Below are 18,915 nucleotides of genomic sequence, written 5' to 3'. Positions count from 1 at the left end.
CTTAACGTCCAGCGGCCTGGCAAGCTCCTGCACCCTCTTCCCCGGCTCCACCTGCGACCTGGACCAGGGCTTCCAGCAAGGCCTCGGTGTGATTGATCGACTCCCGGATCTCATCGAAGGCATCCTCCAGATCGCGCACCTTCGCTGTCGCCGAAGCGCCGCACAGGGCTTGCTGGATCTGGAACTCATCCTGCTTGAATTGCAGGACATTGGCCCGCAGGCCTTCGATACGAAGGGACAACTGCGAGATGTGATGACGGCGACGCTGAACCATTTCCGATTCTCCTTCATGGCCCTCTTACTTATTCAGATCGTCGCGCGCCGACAGATGTTCAGCGGTTCCTGACCAAAGGCACAGCGTGCCATGCCAGTGGCCAAGCCCTCAAAGCTTGCTGTCCAGCGCCACCAGCAAGGCCGCGTCCCGTCCGTAGATGTCCGGGGCATAGGACAGCTGGCCATGACTGTCGGCTTGCGCCGTCCAGTACGTGAGCAGGATCGGTACCGGCGTCGATAGCCTGAACTCATGAGTGAGCCCGGTGCTCAGCAATTCGTCGGTGCGCACCCGTTCCGCCGGGCTCACCAGCAGATCGCGCAGCTGCAACGCATGCTCGACCCGCACACAGCCCGAACTGAAGGCCCTTGGCCCCTTGTTGAACAGCGCCTGGCTGGGCGTGTCGTGCAGGTACACCGAGAACGGGTTGGGGAAGCGGATCGCCATCTGCCCCAGCGGGTTTCTCGGTCCGGCTTCCTGGCGCAGGAGGATATTGCCGGGGTTGTCCCAGTCGATATCCTCCACCGCCAGGGGATGCCCTTCGCTGTCGAGCACCTGCAGGTTCTGCCGATTGAGGAAGGACTGGTCGCGGCGAATTTCCGGCAGCTTGTCTTCGCGGAAAATGGTCGGCGGCACCGTCCAGGTCGGGTTCAGGGTCAGGCGCGTGACCTGGGATTTCAACAAGGGCGTCTGGCGCTCGGCACGCCCCACCTGGGTCCGGGTCTGCCAGACCGGCACGCCGCCCTGATAGACGATCAACTGCGCCGCGGCCAGGTTGACCAGCAGGCTGTCGGGCTCCATGTCCTGCGCCAGCCAGCGAAAGCGTTCGAGGTTGATGCGCAGCTGTTCGCGGCGCATCTGCGGGCTGATGTTCAGTTCATTCAAGGTCCCCGCGCCGATCACCCCATCGGCTTGCAGCGAATGGCTGAGCTGGAAGCTTTTCACCGCACTCACCAGGTCGCTGCTGTAAAGGGTGTCACCTTCGTTGGCGAGGGTGCTCAGGTACCCCTCCTTGAACAGCCGTTGCGCCAGTTCCGGCACTCGCGCGTCCTGCATCTGCGGACGCAACAGCGGCCCGCTGGGAAGGGGCTGCCAATGGGGCATCGCCAGCTGGCGCTGCTGGGCATACAGCTGGCGCAGGTTCTGATATTGCTCGAGGCTCGGCCGCGCCAGCGCGAAGGCCGCCGGGATGTCCTGCAGGCCGGGCCCGGCGATGGCAAGCACCTGTGCCTGGCGATCCAGCTGTGAGGGATGGGCGTGCCACATCGGCTCGAAACGGGCCTGCGACAGACGGCCGTAATGCAGGTCATGCAGGGCCTGCAGGTAATGCTGGCTGAAGCTCAAATCGGCGCACAGCGCGTCGCCCGCGAGCGCACTGGCCGGCGAACGGTAGTCGGCCGGGTCCAGGCCATCGTCGGCCAGTTGCTGCAACTGGGCCTGCAACGCCTCCAAACGTGCGCTGGACGACCAGAGCGGCTGGTCACCCTGCTGTTGGTAAAAAGCCTGCAACAGGCTCTGGGCGGGAATGTCCAGGTGCACCGCCAACACCGGACAGGCATCGGACAATCGAGTGAATACCTGTTGCACAGGGTTCTCATGATCGACCAGTACATCCTGAGCAGTCGCGACCAACGGCGCAGCGAGCAGGAAAAGGCTCAAGTAACATGCGTGTTTTTTGAACAACTGCTTTACTCCAATCATGGCCATCATTGTGATGGTCAACCTCGGCAGTGGCTGCGAAAAATCATCCAACCACCTGTAACCAGAACTGCCAGGAGAGCGACAGGATGTCAGGAGCCAAAGTGACTGTGGGGACACTCTAGAATGCTGACCTTCTTGCGCCGGCTCTGTCTGGCAATGACCACCCTAGGCGCGATCTGCAGCCCCGCGCTCGCCACCAACAACACGATTCCGCTGCTTTACAACAGCCTCGCCCACGCCGCTCCAGAACTCAATCCCCAAGTGCTGAAAAGTGCCTTGAGCGCCATGCAATGCGCAGTCAACAGCGGCGCCAGGCAGGCCCGGCACCTGGCGGTCATCGACTATTCGCAACCTTCCACCGCCCGCCGCCTGTGGATCTTCGACTTGAATAAAAGAACCCTGGTGCTGCGCGACCTGGTCGCCCACGGGCAGAAATCCGGGGAGAACTTCGCCACCCAGTTTTCCAATCGCATGGGCAGTTTCCAGTCCAGCCTCGGTCTGTTCCGCACCCAGGAAAGTTATGAGGGCAGCCACGGTTATTCGCTGCGCATGGACGGCCTGGAGCCAGGCTTCAATGACCTCGCCCGCGATCGGGATATCGTGATTCACGCGGCCGACTATGTGAGCCCCCTGTGGAGCCGACGCCAAGGGCGCATCGGCCGCAGCCTGGGTTGCCCGGCCGTGCGTCCGCAGGTGGCGCGCCAGGTGATCGACCGCCTCAAGGACGGTCAGTTCATGTTTTCCTGGTACCCCGACCAGCGTTGGCTGAAATCCTCGCCCTATCTCAACTGCCAGCCACGCCAGGTGGCCAGCATTGTCGCTGCCAGCGGCGGTTAACCCCTTCGCTCCTTAACCGGCGGCCGAGGCCGCCGTTTCCGGCTCTTCGGGTATTTTGACGAAGATGCTGTACTTCGCCCCTTCCATCGCTTCGAAGGCGATGAGCTTGTCCACCAGCGGGCCGCTCAGCACCTTGCCGGCATTGAGCAACAGCATGCCATTGTCGGCATTCAGGTTGCGCGCCAGGGTCATGCCCGGGGCCAGGTCGCGCGTCGTCAGGACCCTGACCGTCGGATCGGCCAGGGTGACATCGCTCTGATAAGCCGCGCAGACGCCGACGAAATCCTCCACCAGGTCGGGGTCGTAGAGTTTGCCGGCGTATTTGCGAATGAACAGCAGCGCCTCATCGCTGTTCATCTGCCGTTCGAGTATCAGCCCGCGTTGCAGCTCGATGAAGTCCACGGCCAGCTTGAGCCAGCGCGAGCCCAGCGGAATGGCCTCGCCCTTGAGATGATCGGGAAAACCGCTGCCGTCCCAGCGTTCCTGGTGATGCAGGATGATGCGCGCCGCGTCCTTCATCGGCTCCAGGGTCATCAGCAGCGACTCGCTCTGCTTCGGGTAGGCCCGGTACAGGTCGCGCTCGTTGTGGTGCAGCAAGTCCGCGGGCGCGGTCATCATGCTGTCGGTCCAGCTCAGCTTGCCGATGTTGTACAGCGCGGCGGCCATGGTCATGTTGCGGCTGTCGGCTTCGTCCAGGCCATGGGTGATGCAATAGACGCGAATCAGCTCAATGATCTGCCGGTTGGTCTGCTTGGCCTTGGGCAAGCGCAGGTTGGCCAGCAGCGAAAACACCTCGGTACCGGTCACGTAGCTGCGCTTGAGCTCTTCATACGCCAGATCGAGCATGTCGGCGGTCTGTTGCAGTTCGGCGGTGCGCGCCGCCACATGCTTTTCCAGGGTCGAGTTGAGGGTTTTCAATTGCTCGTTCTGTTGCCGGGTCAGGGCTTCCAGACGCTGGCGCTCGCTTTCGGAATTGTGATGGGCCAGGGCCTGGCGCAGCGTCACCAGCATGTCCTCGTCGTTCCAGGGCTTGCTGATATACCGATGGATCTGCCCTTCATTGATGGCCTTGGCGATCAAGGTCATGTCGGCATAACCAGTGAGCAGGATGCGCAGCGTCGATGGATAACGCTGATGGATATGGGCCAGCAAGGTCGCGCCGTCCATACTCGGCATGCGGGCGTCACTCATGACCACGTCGACCGGCCGCTGTTCGAGGATCTCCAGGGCCTTGGCACCGCTGTCGGCCAACAGGATGTCGTAAGGCTGGCTGCGTAACAGCCGACGAAGGCTATTGAGAATCGATTCCTCATCGTCGACCAGCAGTACCGTCGGTCTGTCCTGGGCTGCGCCCGCTGTATGTTCTTCCATGGTTCCCCCTCCCCTTTGACTTCGATCAGACCTGCCTTCTGGGACAGGCTAGATGACTTGTAGTGTTTCGGCATGAATTCGACGCCAGCCGATTAGCGCATACGGGGGAGCCTGACTATGCTCAAGGCCAAAATGGATTGCATGTTCAGGAAGCAGGAAGGGAAGCCCGATGAGCTTATATACAAGGTGCCCGCACCGAGTTGGAGCACGCCGATGATGGTGTCGGCAGACCGGACCAACCGGCGAATTCTGATCGTCGACGATACAGCGTCGATCCATGAGGATTTTCGCAAGATCCTCGCCTGCACGGATGCCCCCGGGGACAGCCTCAGCGACGCCGAAGCCGCCCTGTTCGGTACGCCCGTCAGTGCCTCGCTGGAGCATTTTTTCCTCGACTCGGCGTTTCAGGGCCGGGAGGCGCTGGACAAGGTGCAGGCAGCGCTGGATCACGATGCGCCTTATGCCATGGCGTTCATCGACATGCGCATGCCGCCCGGCTGGGACGGCCTGGAAACCATCGAGCGGCTGTGGCAGGTCGACCCCAAGCTGCAAATCGCCCTGTGCACCGCCTACTCCGACTATTCCTGGGAAGACATCGCCGAGCGCCTGCAACTGGGCGACCGCCTGCTGATCCTGAAAAAGCCCTTCGACGCCATCGAGATCCGCCAGATGGCCAGCGCCCTGACCGTAAAATGGCAGATGACCGAAGACGCCGAGCTGAAAATGGATCAGCTGGAGCAAGCGGTCGAGGAACGCACCCGCGAGTTGGCCGACGCCAACATCATCGTGCAGAACAGCCCCACCATCCTCTATCGTCTGCGGGGCGAGCCATCGTTCACGCTGATGTACATCTCCCACAACATCACCAAGTTCGGCCATGTGGCGGCGCAACTGGTGGCCTCGGCCGACTGGGCCCAGACCCTGATCCACCCCGACGACCAGGCCAAGGTCAAGAACGCCATGCTGCGGATCCTCGATCGGGATGTGGCGGGAGCGTCCATCGAGTTCCGCATGCGCACCGGCGATGGTGCCTTTCGCTGGGTGGAAAACCGCTATATTCCGGTGCGCAACGACCAGGGCCAATTGGTCGAGGTGGAAGGGATCATCCTCGACATTACCGAACGCAGGCTGGCCGAAGAAAAAATGGCCCTGATGGCCCGCACCGACAGCCTGACCGGGCTGGCCAACCGCGCCACCCTGATCGAGCGCCTGCATCAGGCATTCGCCGCGGCCCGACGGGGAGCCGCGCCCTTCGCGATGTTTTACCTGGACCTGGACCACTTCAAGCGCATCAACGACACCCTCGGCCACCCCATTGGTGACTTGCTGCTGCAGGAAGTGGCCCGGCGCATCAAGGCCTGCACCCGGGAAAACGATGTGGTGGCGCGCCTGGGCGGCGACGAGTTCGCGATCCTGCAACTGGACGTCGACGAGGCCACGCATTGTGCCGCGCTGGCGACGAAAATCCGCGACACCCTGCTGCTCCCCTACTCCCTGGAAGGCAACGAGGTGCGCATCTCGGTGAGCATCGGCATCAGCCTCTACAGCCCGCAGACCCTGAGTGCCGACAGCCTGATGGCGCAGTCGGACATGGCGCTGTATCGCTCCAAGGACAAGGGCCGCAACCAGTTCCATTTCCACAGCGAGGAAATCAACCAGGAGGTCACGGAGCGGGTGACCCTGGCCAACGACCTGAAGCTGGCCCTGGAACGCGACGAACTGCACCTGCACTACCTGCCGGAAGTCGATCTCGGCACCGGCAGGATCCTCGGCATGGCGACCCAGGTTCGTTGGCTCCACCCCCTGCGCGGCTGGCTCGAGGCCGAGGACTTCATGCCCGCGGCCGAGAAGACCGGCATCGTCATCGCCCTCGGTCATTGGTTGCTGGACCAGGCCTGCCGGCAGATGCGCGCCTGGCGCGACCAGAACGTGGCACCGCCATTGATTGCGATCCATTTGTCCCTGGTCCAGCTCAAGACCGGGCCAGAACTGATCTACGACGTATTGCGCACCACCGCGCGCTGGGACCTGTGCCCGTGGGACCTGAGATTCGACGTGACCGAGGGCACCCTGGCCCAGACCAAGTGGACCCACAACGACATCCTGCCCAGGCTGTGCGAGCTGGGCGTGAAGATCGCCATCGACGATTTCGGCACCGAATATTCCTCGTTCGACTACCTCAAGACCTACAGGGTCAACCACCTCAAGCTGGCCCAGCGCTTTCTCGACAGCGCCAGCAGCGACCCGGACAACGCCATGACGCTCCGGGCCATCCTCAACTTCGCCCGCGAGGTGGGCATCGGGGTCACCGCTGAAGGGGTGGAAACCCAGGAGCAGCGCACGACCTTGATATCCAGCGGCACGTCACTGGGGCACTCGCTCGGTGCGGCGGTCGACAGCGACCAGGCTGGCGAACTGCTCAAGGCCAGGTCTGCTGCTGTGGATGGCGGCAGCAGGTCGGCGGATCCGACGTCGGAGAATTTCAGGTGAGCCCGTTATCCGTGGTGCCCAATCGGCGAATTCTGATCATCGACGACACACCGGCGATCCATCAGGACTTTCGCAAGATTCTCAGCCCCGAAGACGAAGGGCCTCTGGGCAAGACCGAAGCCTTGCTGCTGGGCGCCAGCCGCAGACCCCATCAGCACTTCGAGCTTGACTCGGCCTACCAGGGCGAGGAAGCCGTGGAACTGGTCAAGCGCGCCCAGGCCGAAGGCCGGCCGTATGCCCTGGCCTTTATCGACATGCGCATGCCACCCGGCTGGGATGGCCTGCAGACCATCGAGCATCTGTGGAAAACCGATCCGCAGTTGCAGATCGCCCTATGTACCGCGTTCTCCGATTACTCATGGGAAGCCATGGCCGAACGTATCGAGTTCGGCGACCAGCTGCTGATCCTGAAAAAGCCGTTCGACAGCCTCGAAATTCGCCAGATGGCCAGCGCCCTGACCTGGAAATGGCAGCTGGCGCAGGACGCGGCGAGCAAGATGCGCAACCTGGAACAGACCATCGAGGAACGGGTCCAGGAACTGCTGAGCGTGTCGCACCTGCTGCACTACGATGTGCTCACCGGGCTGCCCAACAGTACCTTGCTCGGTGATCGCCTGACCCAGCATCTGTCCCAGTCCCGCCGCCATGACCGCCAGTTGGCGGTGATGTTCATCGGCCTGGACCGTTTCAAGCGCATCAACAACGCACTCGGGCACCCGGCGGGAGACGAGATGCTCAAGCTCGTCGCCCGCAGCCTGGCGACCACCGTGCGCGAAACCGACTCGGTATTTCGCTACGGTTCGGACGAGTTCGTGGTGATTATCGGCGACATCCTGCACCCACAGCAGACCCGAGGGGTGGCCGAAAAACTCCTGGCCGCCATCAATACCCCTCATTCCGTGGCGGGCCACGACCTGACGGTCACCGCCAGTCTGGGCATCAGCATCTATCCCTACGACGGCGCCGATGCCGTAACGCTGATCAAGAACGCCGAGACTGCCATGCGCAACGTCAAGGACTGCGGCCCCAACAACTTCAGCTTTTTCATCGAAGACATGAACCTGCGCGCGCGCCAGCAGCAGACCCTGGAAACCGGCCTGCGCCTGGCGTTGCAACGTGAGGAGTTCGTCCTGCACTACCAGCCCAAGCTGGACCTGGCGCGAGGTACGGTGGTCGGTGCCGAGGCACTGGTGCGCTGGAGCCGGCCCGGCCATGGCTGGGTGTTCCCCTCGGACTTCATCCCGGTGGCCGAAGACAGCGGGCTGATCGCCGCCCTCAGCCAATGGGTATTGCGCCGTGCCTGCCTGCAATCGCAGGCCTGGCAAGCGCAGGGCCTGCCACCCATCTGCATGTCGGTGAATGTGTCGGCCATCGACTTCCGTCAGCACGACTATGTCGAACGCCTCACCCGCACGCTGGCCGAGACCGGGCTCGACCCGACGTTGCTGGAACTGGAAATCACCGAAAGCGTGCTGATGCAGAACGTCGACGCCACCATCGCCACGCTCCATGCCATCAAGCAGCTGGGGGTTCGCCTGGCCATCGACGACTTTGGCACCGGCTACTCGAGCTTGAGCTACCTGCAGAAATTCCCGGTCGATGTGTTGAAGATCGACCAGTCGTTCGTGCGTGACCTGGGCACCGACAGCAACGACGCGAAACTGGTCAGCAGCATCATCGACCTGGGTAAAAGCCTCAACCTGAGCATCATCGCCGAAGGCGTGGAGACCGCCGAACAACTGGACTTTCTCAAGCGTCACCACTGCGAGGAAGGCCAGGGTTTCTACTTCAGCAAGGCCGTGGAGCCCGAGGAATTCGCCCGCTTCCTGACCGAATCTCAGCGACCTCACCTGCCCCACCCATGAAGTTGTGCCTGGTAAGGATACCGACCATGTCGTCACTTGCATTACTCCTTTCGGCCAACCTGCTGCTCGCTCCAGGCGCCGAGGCCGCGCCATTGGAAGGACCGCTCAAACCCCTCCCCGCAGCACCGGCGCTGGACAGCAAACGGGTCGAACTGGGACGACGCTTGTTCAACGACCCGCGCCTGTCGGTGAACAACAGCCTGTCGTGCGCCAGTTGTCATCGCCTTGATCGGGGCGGTGCCGATACTGTTCCGCACTCCCTGGGTTTCGATGGCAAGCCCGTGGCGGTCAACACCCCGAGCGTGTTCAACGCCAGCCTGAACTTCCACCAGTTCTGGGACGGTCGGGCCGAAACCCTGGAAGAGCAGGTGCACATCGTGGTGCAGAGTCCCAGCGAAATGGGCAGCGACTGGAAAGTCGTGGTACAGCGCATCGCCGACGACCCGGCCTATCGCACCGCCTTCGCCGATGCCTACCCTGGTGGTGTGTCCCAGGCCAACATCCAGGGCGCCCTGGCCGATTACGAACGCACCCTGCTCAGCGCCAACTCGCGCTTCGACCGATACCTGGCGGGCAACACCGAGATCCTCGACATCGAGGAAAAGTACGGCTACCAGCGCTTCCAGGAATACGGCTGCATCGCCTGTCACCAGGGGGTGAATATCGGCGGCAACATGTTCCAGAAGTTCGGCGTGCTCGGCGACTACTTCGCGGCCCGGGGCAACCCTACCGAGGCCGACCTGGGGCGCTTCAACGTCACGGGCGAAGAAGACGACCGCAATGTGTTCAAGGTGCCGAGCCTGCGTAACGTCGCGGTCACGGCGCCGTACTTCCACGACGGTTCGCAAGCCACCCTCGAAGGCGCGGTGGCGGTGATGTTCAAGTACCAGCTGGGACGTACGCCGTCCGAGGAAGACAAACGCCTGATCGTCAAATTCCTCAAGACCCTGACCGGCGAATGGGAAGGCAAACCTTTATGAAAGTATCCCGTCGCGTAAGCATCCTGTTGCTGGCCGCCCTGGCGGTATTGATGGCTTCGATCCTGCTCTTTCTCTACCTCAAATCCAGGTCCGACCAGACCGTGACCTACACCGAATCGCGCGACCTGATCCGCCAGATCAAGCAGCAGGACTCGCTGTGGGAAAACGAAATACTCAAGGCCAGGGTGGCCATTACCCACAACTACGACCCGCTGGTTTCACCCCTGGGCGAGATGATGCGCCTGTGGCAGAAATTCGACTCGATGGAGGCGCAGAACCAGCGCAACGATTCGCCGCTGTGGCGCAATGCCCATGACGGCTACCTGAACGCGATAAAGGAAAAGACCCGGCTGGTGGAACAGTTCAAGTCGCACAACTCTGTGCTGCGCAACTCCCTGGCCTTCCTACCGACCGCCGAGGACGATATCCAGCAAGAGCTGGCCCAACTGCACGACGCGGACAAACTGCAACTGCAAAACATCGCCACCGATACCTACGACCTGTTGCTCAGCAGCCTGGAGTTCGCCCAGGTCACCTCCGACGACAGGGCCGCGGATATCCTGGTGGGCCTGAACAAGCTGACGGTCAACAAGGAGCGCTTGCCCACGGACTTCCATGGCCTGATCGATACCCTCAGCAACCACGTCGAGCTGATCCTGCGCGAGCAACCCAAGGTCAACCGCCTGCTCGAGGAAATCGAAGTGGTGCCGGTCGACGAGCGCCTGGACGACATCACCGTCCTGCTCAACCGCGACCAGCAACAGGCCGAGGCCGTCGACCAGCGATACCATTTCTACCTGCTGCTGTTTTCCGCGCTGCTGGTACTGCTGTTGATCTGGCTGGGCATTCGCCTGATCCGCAGTTTTGCCGAGATCAACCAGATGAACCGCGCCCTGGTGGCCGCCAACGACGAACTCGAACAACGGGTCGAAGAGCGCACGCGCCAGCTCAAGGACACCCAGAGCGAACTGCTCGACACCGCCCGCCAGGCCGGCATGGCGGAAATCGCCACCAATGTCCTGCACAACGTCGGTAACGTGCTCAACAGCGTGAACATCTCCGCCGACCTGGTCAGCCGCAAGCTGCGCAACAGCAAGGCCCAGGGGCTGGGCAAGGCGATGCAGTTGATCAACCAACACAAGCAGGACCTGAGCAGCTATCTCACCGAGGACGAAAAGGGCAAATTGCTGCCCGGCTACCTGAACCAGCTGGTCGAGGCCATCGACCTGGAACAGCAAGGCATGACCGAGGAGCTGAGCCAACTGAGCAAAAGCGTCGATCACATCAAGGACATCGTCGCTACCCAGCAATCCTATGCGGGCGCCAGCAGCCTGCTGGAACCGCTGTCGGTCAGCGAACTGCTCGAAGACGCGCTGCGGATGAACTCCGGCGCCCTCACCCGCCATCATGTGACCGTGCGCAAGGAATACGCCGACGTACCACTGATCATGGGCGACAAGCATCGCCTGCTGCTGATCCTGATCAACCTGATCAGCAACGCCAAGTACGCCATGTCCGACCTGTCCAACCAGACGCGCAACATGACCCTGGCGGCAGCGGTGGTCGACGGCGAGACCTTGCAGATCAGCGTGCGTGACGAAGGCGAAGGCATCGCTCCGGAAAACATGACCCGCATCTTTGCCCACGGCTTCACCACCCGCAAGGAAGGCCATGGGTTCGGCCTGCACAGTTGCGCCCTGGCGGCCATCGAGATGAATGGCCACCTGACCGCCCATAGCGACGGCCCGGGCAAAGGCGCGCTGTTCGTCCTGCAAATCCCCCTGATCACCGCCGAGGTTGAGGCATGAACAACCCGATAAACCGGCGCATCCTGCTGATTGACGACACCCCGGCGATCCACGACGACTTCCGCAAGATCCTTACGCCCAAGACCGGCGACAGCGCCGACCTCGATGCGATGGAAAGCGCATTGTTCGGCAGCGCGCCAAAAACCGCCGCCACAGTGTTCGAACTGGATTCGGCCTACGGTGGCCAGGAAGGCCTGGGCAAACTGCTGGAAGCGGCGGGCAAGGGCCAACCCTATGCCCTGGCCTTCGTCGACATGCGCATGCCCGATGGCTGGGACGGCGCGCAAACCATCGAAGAGTTGTGGAAGCACGACCCACTGCTGCAAGTGGTGGTGTGCACCGCCTACTCCGACTATTCCTGGGACGAGTTGCTCGATCGCCTGAACGGCCACGACCGGCTGCTGATCCTGAAAAAGCCCTTCGACAATATCGAAGTCCAGCAGATGGCCAACACCCTCACCACCAAATGGGAAATGACCATGCGCGCGCAGCTGCAGATGAGCGAGCTGGAAGAACGGGTGGAGCAACGTACCCTGGCGTTCAAGCAGGCCAGCGCCGCGCTGCGACGGGAAATCGACGAGCGCAAGCTGCTGGAAAGCCAACTGGTGCAATCGGAAAAGCTCGCCTCCCTGGGCCAGTTGGCCGCCGGGGTAGCCCATGAAATCAACAACCCGGTCGGCTTCATTTCCTCCAACCTCGGCGCCCTGGACAGCTACTTCAAGCGCCTGCAGGAGATGCTCGAGGCTTACGGCAATGCCGAAACCGGGATCGGCGCCAGCGAGCTGCGCGATCGGCTGAAACAGTTGCGCACGGATATCGAGCTGGATTTCCTCCTCGAGGACATTCCGCTGCTGATCAAGGAGTCCAAGGACGGCATCGGTCGGGTCAGCCAGATCGTCAAGGACCTCAAGGACTTTTCCCGGGTCGATTCGACCCAGGAATGGCAATGGGCGAACCTGCAACAGGGCATCGACTCGACCCTGAACATCGTCGCCGCCGAGATCAAGTACAAGGCCGACGTGATCAAGGAGTACGCCGAGCTGCCGGAGGTCGAGTGCCTGCCTTCGCAGATCAACCAGGTGGTGATGAACCTGATCGTCAACGCCGCCCAGGCCATGGGCAACGAACGGGGCACCATCACCCTGCGCAACGGCGTCGAGGGCGAGAACGTGTGGATCGAAGTGGCCGACAATGGCTCGGGCATCCCGCCGGACAGCCTGCAGAAAATCTTCGACCCGTTTTTCACCACCAAACCCGTGGGCCAGGGCACAGGGCTGGGGCTGTCGCTGTCCTACGGCATCGTCAAGAAACACCGCGGCGACATCTCGGTGCGCAGCGAGGTCGGTGTCGGCACCACCTTCCGCGTCGAGCTTCCGGTGCATCAGAGCAGAAAGGCCGGCTGAACGCCCCCGCACTCCAGCCACAGGCTCGACACCACTGCTGCTTCTGTAGGAGCCAAGCTTGCCGGCGATCCAAGCGACGCGGTACGTCGGGGCATGCCGCGGGCCCGATCTCTTGTATGATGGCGCGCCTCAAGAATGGGTCGCCGATTTCGTCTTGCCAATGGCCACCGGAGCACATCCGGCCTGACGCCTTCAGGGCACACACGCTTCCCCCGTCTTAAACAGCACGACGCTTTCCCGAGCGCGCCTGGCCCTTTGTGCCTGGTATTCGCCGGGGCCGGGATCGCCATCGTCGAGGAGTTTTCAATGGATATGCTTTACCGGGCCTCCCGCCAGGGGCTGCCCGCCCCGCGGTTCGCGCGCAATCTGCTGAGCCTGCTGCTGGCCGGTGCCGCGCCCGTGGCCCAGGCCGCCGAGACCGAACTGCCGGCCCTGACCGTGACCGGCGAAGACCGCTCCGGTTATCAGGCCAGCAGCGCCGCGGTTGGTGGTTTCGAGGCGGCTCCCCTGCTCGATGCACCCGCCTCGATTGCGGTGATCAATGAAGACTTGATCAAGGACCAGCAGGCCCGCCTGCTCAGCGAGGTGCTGAAGAACGACGCCTCGGTCGGCGAAAGTTATGCGCCGGTCGGCTACTACGAGAATTTCACGGTGCGCGGCTTCTCCCTGAATGCCGCCAACAGCTATCGGATCAACGGCCGCAGCATCACCGGCGAGCAGAACATCGGTCTGGAAAACAAGCAGCAGGTGGAATTGCTCAAGGGGCTGAACGGCCTGCAGAGCGGCGTCAGCGAGCCCGGCGGGCTGATCAACTACGTGACCAAGCGCCCCACCGACGTGCGCTCGGTCACAGTCTCTACCGACGATCGCGGCAGCGGCTATGTGGCCACCGATGTCGGTGGCTGGTTCGGCAGCGAGCAGCAGTTCGGGCTGCGCGCCAACCTGGCCCACGAGGACATCCACTCCTATGTCGAACACACCAATGGCCAGCGCGACTTCGCCTCCCTGGCCTTCGACTGGAACATCAGCCCCGACGCCCTGCTGCAACTGGACATCGAGTACCAGACCAAGGAACAGCGCTCGGCCCCGGGTTATCAATTGCTCGGCGGCTCCAGCCTGCCGCACCACGCCTCGCCGAAAAAGCTCCTGGCGCACCAGAGCGGTTCGAAGCCAGTCGGCACCGACGCGCTGAACCTCAACGGCAACTTCGAGTACCGCTTCAACGACCAGTGGAAAGGCAACCTCAGCGCCTCGCGCAGCCGGGTGGTGATCGACGACTACAGCTCGTTCGCCTGGGGCTGCTACGGTGCCGCCAGCTGCGCCGGCGCGGCGGTGCCCAACCACTTCAGCCCCGAGGGCGACTACGACATCTACGATTTCCGCAGCCCGGACGATACCCGGCGCAACGACGAGGTTCAGGCCGTCCTCAGTGGCAACTTCGACACCGGCGGCCTGGGTCACGAACTCAGCATCGGCACCAGCGCATTCCGCCGCGTGGTGGACAAACGCGACCCGATCAACCAGATGATCGGTAGCGCCAACATCGACGGCGAGCCAGCGGATGTCGCCCGCTACGACGGACCGCTCAACGACTCCTACCGTCGCCTGGACAGCCGCCAGTACGGCCTGTTCTTCAACGACCGCATCAGTTTCAACGAACATTGGCAGACCGTGCTCGGCGGGCGCGAGGTACGCCTGGACGAGGAAACCTTCGACAGCCAGGGCGACACCACCCGCCACACCCAGCGTTATGTGTTCCTGCCCCAGGCCGCGCTGATCTACAAGCCGGTGCAGAACCTGGCGCTGTACACCCGCTACAGCAAGGGCCTGTCCCTGGGTAGCGAGGCGCCGTGGTTCGCCAGCAATGCCTTTGAAATCCTCGCGCCTACCGTGTCGCGGCAGATCGAGGCCGGCATCAAGTATGACTGGCAGCGCATCAGCCTGGCCGCGGCGCTGTTCCAGATCCGCCAGGCCTACCAATACTCCCGGCCGAATGGCGACGGCACCTTCACCTTCACCCAGCAGGGCGAACAGAAGAACACCGGCCTGGAACTCTCGGCCAATGGCTGGGCCAGCCAACGCCTGCAGGTCTCGGCCAGTGTCGCGGCGATCCGCGCGCGGGTCACTGGCAGCGACACCCCGGCGTACGAAGGTCATCAGGCGCTCAACGTGCCGACCCTGCGCGCCAGCCTCTACGGCGACTACGCCCTGCCCTGGTTCGACGGCCTGGCGCTGCTCGGCGGCGTGCAGTACAGCGGTCGCAAGTACGCCAACCGCGAGGGCGAGGTGCAGACCGGCAGCTACGCCGTGTTCAACATCGGCAGCCGCTACAGCACCCGCATCGACGGTTACGACACCGTGTTCCGGCTGACCGTGGACAACCTGTTCGACAAGCGCTACTGGCGTGACGCCGGTGAATACATGGGCGATGGCTACCTGTTCCAGGGCGCGCCCCTGACCGCGCGGTTGAGCGCCTCGATCAACTTCTGATCGGGGCCAGTCCTACTGGAAAGCATCGACCAGGACGTCGAAGATCATCCGGTTCGAGGTCCTGACCAGCAGCAGATCGGAGCCCGCGCGCCACCATTGGTAGCCGTCGTAACGCGGCAACTGCTGGACCAGCCTGGGGTTCAAGCGTCGCGATTGCTGCCTGGGCAACGTCCTGCCCCGGCGAAGGTTCTGCCTGGCATCGGCCGGCAGCACTGCGGCCGGGTTCCAGTCCCGCTTCGAAGCCTGCAACAGTGCTCTCACCTGGTAGTCATTGACCACGGGAAGGCGTTCCCAATTCGCATGATCGTTGGAGTACCGGGCATTTGCCTGCGTGCCGGACTCCGCGCCGGCATCCAGCGGGATCGACAGCAGAATCGAGACGATCGAGATTAACGAGCCAGCTCTGAACATCGCCTTCTCCAGGCATCATTGCGTCGAGCTTATGGAAAGGGATTTCCCGGCAATAGTTCCCGGGCAGGCGTGACCTGGATGTTTCGGTTAGAAATGCGCCATGGGCGCAAGGCAGGGTTGCAGGACGCGAGGGCAAAGGCTCTTGAATACGCCGCACAAACAAAAAACGCCGCTCCTGGGAGCGGCGTTTTTTTTAGCCTGGAGCGGATGTCCGCCCCAGGTTCCGGTTCACCCGACAGGTCGGGCGCGGCCGGTATTACAGGGCCATGTCAGCCGACGGGTTGCTCACTGGCGCCTTTGGCTTTTCAGCCGCAGGTTGCGCAGGTGCAGCCATCTGGCCGATGGCCGGTGGCGGAGTCAATTGCAGCACTTCGCTGGTGTAGGCCCACTCTTGAGCGACACGCTCAGGACTGCCGTTGAGCTGGGTGCCGTAGCTCGGCACGATCTGGTGCAGCTTCGCCTGCCAGGCCGGAGTCGCGACCTTGTCCTTGAAGACCTTCTCCAGCACGCTGAGCATGATCGGCGCGGCGGTCGAAGCACCTGGCGAAGCACCCAGCAGGCCGGCAATGCTGCCGTCCTTGGCGCTGACGATCTCGGTGCCCAGTTTCAGCACGCCACCCAGCTGCTCGTCGCGCTTGATGATCTGCACGCGTTGGCCGGCCTGCCACAGACGCCAGTCTTCAGCCTTGGCGTTAGGGAAGTACTCTTTCAGGGCATTCAGGCGATCTTCATCCGACAGCATCAGTTGGCCAGCGAGGTACTCGACCAGCGGGTACTCCTTGATGCCGACCTTGGTCATTGGCCAGATGTTGTGAGTGGTGGTAGTGGTCAGCAGGTCGAGGTACGAACCTTCCTTGAGGAACTTGGTGGAGAAGGTCGCGAACGGGCCAAACAGAATCACGCGCTTGCCGTCCAGCACGCGGGTGTCCAGGTGCGGAACCGACATCGGTGGAGCGCCGACCGACGCCTTGCCGTAGGCCTTCGCCAGGTGCTGCTCGGCGATCGCCGGGTTCTCGGTCACCAGGAACGAGCCGCCCACAGGGAAACCGGCATATTCCTGGGCTTCAGGAATGCCCGACTTCTGCAGCAGGTGCAGGGCACCGCCGCCGGCGCCGATGAACACGAACTTGGCGTCGGTCTGGGTTTCGGTACCGTCTTTCAGGTTCTTGTACACCACGCGCCAGGAGCCATCTTCGTTACGCTTGATGTCTTCCACTTCGCTCGACAGCTTGAGCGAGAAGTTCGGCTGGGCTTTCAGGTGGCCGACGAACTGACGGGTGATCTCGCCGAAGTTCACGTCGGTGCCGAGCGGCGACCAGGTGGCGGCGATCTTCTGCTTCGGATCGCGCCCTTGCATCATCAGCGGGACCCACTGCTTGATCTGCTCCGGGTCTTCGGAGTACTGCATGCCGGCGAACAGCGGGCTCGCCTGCAGTGCTTCGTAGCGTTTCTTCAGGAACTTGATGTTGTCATCGCCCCACACGAAGCTCATGTGCGGAGTGGAGTTGATGAACGAACGCGGGTCCTTCAGGACATTGTTCTTGACTTGCCACGACCAGAACTGGCGGGAAATCTGGAACGCTTCGTTGATCTCGATGGCCTTGGCGATCTCGACCTTGCCGTCCTTGTTTTCCGGGGTGTAGTTCAGCTCCGCCAGGGCAGAGTGACCGGTACCGGCGTTGTTCCAGCCGTTCGAGCTTTCTTCGGCAACGCCGTCGAGACGCTCGACCATTTCCATCGACCAGCCCGGCTCCAGCTCATTGAGCCAGACACCCAGGGTCGAACTCATGATGCCGCCACCGATGAGCAGCACATCCACTTTCTTGGTCTCGGCGGCGTACGCAGAGCTGAGCCCCATCGTCATCGCCAAGCCCAGCAGGGCCGTGTTCACTTTTTTCAACATACAGTAGTTCCTACGATAGAACGCCATCCGCCCCCCCATTCTCGATCATCAGTCGCCCCGGCACCGCCATGGGTTCCCGCACTCAGAAGAACTGAAGGGTGGGCACACAAGGCCGACATGACACTATCGACCTCAGTTTATATGTCGCTCCTGCGCTGACTTCTTATTCGCTATTGGCTTCAGCTACTTGAGTGACACTATTTTGTTGGGACGCCTTCGGACAGCGTCGATCGACGGTCCGAAACGCCCGCTAAAACCACATTCCCATAGAGAGACTAGTCGGGTGTAACCAAAGGAGTGAGTCAACAACACCCGGTACTACGATCGGCCTGCTGCCAACGCCCTCGATCACCGCCTGACAGCGGCAAGGCCACGGGTATCGCATACAGGGATCGCCCCCAACCCTGGCAGCCCTCCTGCTGAAAACGGACATAATGGCCATCATGGGTGGTGGCTAACGCGCCATTGTCTACTGGACGGATAAAGCCGTCAAAAAAACTGTCAGATTTGTCCTGTTTTTATGCAGAAAAGGACCTTGATGATTCAAGAGTTCGCCTGGATGCGAGCAAGGTGAGGCCCGGCGAATACCCGGCACAAAAAAAAGCCCTGATTAGTCAGGGCTTTTTTTGTGGGCAGGAACGCGCGATTCAACAGCAACGGGCTGTCACTTTGACAAGCCCTTCACAGAAGGCATGAAGCGGCCTACAGGCAATCATGCACGGCCTTTTTCAGCACCGCGGACTTGGCCCAGGGTGTTCCCTGGTAGAGCGAGACCAGGCTGCCGTTCTTCGATTTCACCACTTCCACGATCTCATCCGATGCCAGGCTGCCAGGAGCGGTGATCCGATAGCCGTTGGAGATATCGGACTGGGTGCTCCTGGGCGTTTCGCGCTGCCAGGCCGGCAGGACACACTGCGCATAATCTTTCGGCGTTTTGCCAGTCAGCTCACTGACGTTCGGCTTGCCCGGTGCCAAAGCCGTGGGTAACGAACACCCGGCCAACAGTCCCATCAGCGACGCGCCTAGCCAAACTCGCATATGTCTTCCTCATCCCTAAAAAGTCGAGAAATGTATCACTTGCCCGGGCTTATCGTTAGAAACACCTGCTTCTTTCGCCGAACGGTATTCCCGCCCCGCGATCATCACCTGATATCGGTCAAAAAAACGTTAACCCCATCACGTCCCGGACAGGCAAATAGCAGTTTGTCCACAAAGGCCTCGATTGACGGAAAACGCCCGCTGCCTGGCGCAACATGACACCCATTGAGGGTGGTTTCAGCCAGGGGCGTTTGGGGTACAGGAGAATGCCGCGAGGCATTTGGGGATGCGAACGGCGACTGTCCATGCAGTTCGGATGAGTGGTGCAAGTCAACGCGTCCTTTTGG

At 62.0% G+C, this 18,915-nt stretch carries 13 protein-coding genes; 7 read left to right on the top strand and 6 right to left on the bottom strand.

Translation table 11 applies throughout. The features are described from left to right. Position 1: 1 nt before the first annotated feature. Positions 2-274 (bottom strand): hypothetical protein, encoded by a 273-nt coding sequence (locus tag J4E58_RS09090; protein ID WP_087091596.1) that lies wholly within the window; start codon positions 272-274, stop codon positions 2-4. Between the two features lie 108 nt (positions 275-382). Beyond that, complete coding sequence (locus J4E58_RS09085) at positions 383-1,954, bottom strand: murein L,D-transpeptidase (RefSeq protein WP_087091847.1); 1,572 nt, start codon at positions 1,952-1,954, stop codon at positions 383-385. Positions 1,955-2,095: 141 nt separating this feature from the next. On the opposite strand from J4E58_RS09085, the gene J4E58_RS09080 reads away from it, so the two are divergent. Further along, positions 2,096-2,809, top strand: coding sequence for a murein L,D-transpeptidase catalytic domain family protein (locus J4E58_RS09080; protein ID WP_087091597.1), 714 nt, complete (start codon positions 2,096-2,098; stop codon positions 2,807-2,809). 12 nt (positions 2,810-2,821) lie between these two features. Here J4E58_RS09080 and J4E58_RS09075 read toward each other — a convergent pair whose 3' ends face one another. Further along, on the bottom strand, positions 2,822-4,180 hold the full coding sequence (locus tag J4E58_RS09075) for an HD domain-containing phosphohydrolase (protein WP_087091598.1): 1,359 nt from the start codon (positions 4,178-4,180) through the stop codon (positions 2,822-2,824). A gap of 213 nt (positions 4,181-4,393) precedes the next feature. Here J4E58_RS09075 and J4E58_RS09070 point away from each other — a divergent pair, with 213 nt between their 5' ends. The 6 genes from J4E58_RS09070 to J4E58_RS09045 all read left to right on the top strand — a co-directional run bounded on the left by J4E58_RS09070 (position 4,394) and on the right by J4E58_RS09045 (position 15,216). After that, entirely contained in the window at positions 4,394-6,670 is a 2,277-nt protein-coding gene (locus J4E58_RS09070; protein ID WP_087091599.1) for an EAL domain-containing protein, read from the top strand. Beyond that, complete coding sequence (locus J4E58_RS09065; protein WP_087091600.1) at positions 6,667-8,535, top strand: bifunctional diguanylate cyclase/phosphodiesterase; 1,869 nt, start codon at positions 6,667-6,669, stop codon at positions 8,533-8,535. Before J4E58_RS09070 ends, J4E58_RS09065 begins: the two co-directional genes overlap by 4 nt. 26 nt (positions 8,536-8,561) lie before the next feature. After that, on the top strand, positions 8,562-9,515 hold the full coding sequence (locus J4E58_RS09060) for a cytochrome-c peroxidase (RefSeq protein ID WP_087091601.1): 954 nt from the start codon (positions 8,562-8,564) through the stop codon (positions 9,513-9,515). After that, positions 9,512-11,323 (top strand): DAHL domain-containing protein, encoded by a 1,812-nt coding sequence (locus J4E58_RS09055; RefSeq protein ID WP_087091602.1) that lies wholly within the window; start codon positions 9,512-9,514, stop codon positions 11,321-11,323. Before J4E58_RS09060 ends, J4E58_RS09055 begins: the two co-directional genes overlap by 4 nt. After that, complete coding sequence (locus J4E58_RS09050) at positions 11,320-12,726, top strand: ATP-binding protein (RefSeq protein WP_087091603.1); 1,407 nt, start codon at positions 11,320-11,322, stop codon at positions 12,724-12,726. Before J4E58_RS09055 ends, J4E58_RS09050 begins: the two co-directional genes overlap by 4 nt. Positions 12,727-13,032: 306 nt before the next feature. Next, positions 13,033-15,216, top strand: coding sequence for a TonB-dependent siderophore receptor (locus J4E58_RS09045; protein ID WP_087091604.1), 2,184 nt, complete (start codon positions 13,033-13,035; stop codon positions 15,214-15,216). Between the two features lie 12 nt (positions 15,217-15,228). Here the strand turns inward: J4E58_RS09045 and J4E58_RS09040 are convergent, their stop codons facing one another. The 3 genes from J4E58_RS09040 to J4E58_RS09030 form a co-directional block, all read right to left on the bottom strand. After that, positions 15,229-15,627: a hypothetical protein gene (locus J4E58_RS09040; RefSeq protein ID WP_087091605.1), complete on the bottom strand. Its 399-nt coding sequence runs from the start codon at positions 15,625-15,627 to the stop codon at positions 15,229-15,231. 256 nt (positions 15,628-15,883) lie between these two features. Continuing rightward, entirely contained in the window at positions 15,884-17,530 is a 1,647-nt protein-coding gene (mqo, locus tag J4E58_RS09035; protein ID WP_053261826.1) for a malate dehydrogenase (quinone), read from the bottom strand. Positions 17,531-18,232: 702 nt separating this feature from the next. Beyond that, positions 18,233-18,568, bottom strand: a complete 336-nt coding sequence (locus J4E58_RS09030; protein WP_007929247.1) for a hypothetical protein — start codon at positions 18,566-18,568, stop codon at positions 18,233-18,235. Between the last annotated feature and the right edge of the window lie 347 nt (positions 18,569-18,915).

This window comes from Pseudomonas sp. FW305-25 (assembly GCF_017351415.1).
Classification (GTDB): domain Bacteria; phylum Pseudomonadota; class Gammaproteobacteria; order Pseudomonadales; family Pseudomonadaceae; genus Aquipseudomonas; species Aquipseudomonas chlororaphis.
This window is presented reverse-complemented; position numbering and strand designations above follow the sequence as displayed.

What these genes read in the sequence shown, in the direction of transcription:
- J4E58_RS09090 (WP_087091596.1), bottom strand. Translation starts at nt 274, where the DNA reads ATGGTTCAGCGTCGCCGTCATCACATCTCGCAGTTGTCCCTTCGTATC.
- J4E58_RS09080 (WP_087091597.1), top strand. Translation starts at nt 2,096, where the DNA reads ATGCTGACCTTCTTGCGCCGGCTCTGTCTGGCAATGACCACCCTAGGC.
- J4E58_RS09075 (WP_087091598.1), bottom strand. Translation starts at nt 4,180, where the DNA reads ATGGAAGAACATACAGCGGGCGCAGCCCAGGACAGACCGACGGTACTG.
- J4E58_RS09070 (WP_087091599.1), top strand. Translation starts at nt 4,394, where the DNA reads ATGATGGTGTCGGCAGACCGGACCAACCGGCGAATTCTGATCGTCGAC.
- J4E58_RS09060 (WP_087091601.1), top strand. Translation starts at nt 8,562, where the DNA reads ATGTCGTCACTTGCATTACTCCTTTCGGCCAACCTGCTGCTCGCTCCA.
- J4E58_RS09055 (WP_087091602.1), top strand. Translation starts at nt 9,512, where the DNA reads ATGAAAGTATCCCGTCGCGTAAGCATCCTGTTGCTGGCCGCCCTGGCG.
- J4E58_RS09050 (WP_087091603.1), top strand. Translation starts at nt 11,320, where the DNA reads ATGAACAACCCGATAAACCGGCGCATCCTGCTGATTGACGACACCCCG.
- J4E58_RS09045 (WP_087091604.1), top strand. Translation starts at nt 13,033, where the DNA reads ATGGATATGCTTTACCGGGCCTCCCGCCAGGGGCTGCCCGCCCCGCGG.
- J4E58_RS09040 (WP_087091605.1), bottom strand. Translation starts at nt 15,627, where the DNA reads ATGTTCAGAGCTGGCTCGTTAATCTCGATCGTCTCGATTCTGCTGTCG.
- mqo (WP_053261826.1), bottom strand. Translation starts at nt 17,530, where the DNA reads ATGTTGAAAAAAGTGAACACGGCCCTGCTGGGCTTGGCGATGACGATG.
- J4E58_RS09030 (WP_007929247.1), bottom strand. Translation starts at nt 18,568, where the DNA reads ATGCGAGTTTGGCTAGGCGCGTCGCTGATGGGACTGTTGGCCGGGTGT.